Annotated in this window: 1 protein-coding gene and 1 pseudogene; both read right to left on the reverse strand. The window is 76.9% G+C overall.

Going from position 1 to position 1,029, the window contains the following annotated elements:
- Positions 1-189, reverse strand: a pseudogene (locus D8M35_RS16455) (glycosyl transferase family 2); the annotation flags it as partial.
- Positions 186-1,029: class I SAM-dependent methyltransferase (locus tag D8M35_RS16170; RefSeq protein ID WP_148113420.1), on the reverse strand; the 844-nt coding region annotated here is incomplete at its 5' end. The gene D8M35_RS16170 and the pseudogene D8M35_RS16455, both read right to left, overlap by 4 nt.

Genomic DNA, 1,029 nt, shown 5'->3' on the forward strand with positions numbered 1-1,029 from the left:
CCGCGCCGCCTCGACGATGCCGGCCGTGCCGTCGGTGCAGCCGTCGAGGACGAGCGTGACCCCCGAGCGGACCGACGGGTGCGCCGCCTGGAGGGCCTCCACGGCCGCGGCGAGCGCGTCGAGGGCGGCGCGGACGGTGGTCTCCTCGTCGTGCACGGGGACGACCACGTCGATGCGTGCCGCACTCACCGGACGAGTCCCTCGGCCCGGCCGACCGAGGTGACGGCCGGGCCCGGCAGCACGCTGAGGACGAAGTCCTCCTCGACGTGGTGCACGAGCGCGGGCCGCGGCCAGCGGGCGGCCAGCCGGGCGTCCACGGTGTCACCGTCGGTCACGGCGTCGTCGTCGGGATGGCGCCAGTGGCAGGCGACGAGCACGCCGTCGTCGTCGAGCGTCTCCAGCACCCGGTCCACGGTCCGGTCGAGGTCGTCCGGCGACAGGTAGTAGCCGACCTCGGAGAGCACCACGAGGTCCCACCGCCCCTCCGGCCACTCCGCGGGGAACGCGGCCGTCTCGAAGCGCGCGTCCGGGGCGCGGTGCCGTGCCTGCTCGATCGCCGCGGCGGCGACGTCCGTCCCGAGGACCGCGTCCGCCCGTCCGGTCAGCGCCGCGGTGAGCACCCCGGTCGCGCAGCCGAGCTCGAGCGCCGACCGGAAGCGGGGACGGGGCAGCGCGGCCAGGGTGACGGCGCGCTTCCGCTGCTCGTACCAGGATCCCTCGAAGTCCCACCCCTCGGGCTTCCGGGCGTAGTGCGCGTCGAAGGACTCCCGCGAGCGGGACCGCAGCGGCGCGAACAGCCACTCCTCGGCGCGCAGGTGGTGGGCGGCGTGGCGGTCGTCGACGATCGCCTCGTCCCCGGGAGCGCCCGACAGCGGCAGCGTCTGCGAGGGGTACGCGGCCAGCGCCCTGGCCTTCCGGTCGCGGACGTCGGCGTCGAGGACGAGCGCGCGGGCCCGGTCCCACGGCGCGGTCGGGGCGGCGGGGTCGTCCCAGTGCCACGCCCACACCGGGTACGCGAGCAGGTCGGCC

Origin of the sequence: Curtobacterium sp. HSID17257, from assembly GCF_003989515.1 — a bacterium.
Classification (GTDB): Bacteria; Actinomycetota; Actinomycetes; order Actinomycetales; family Microbacteriaceae; genus Curtobacterium.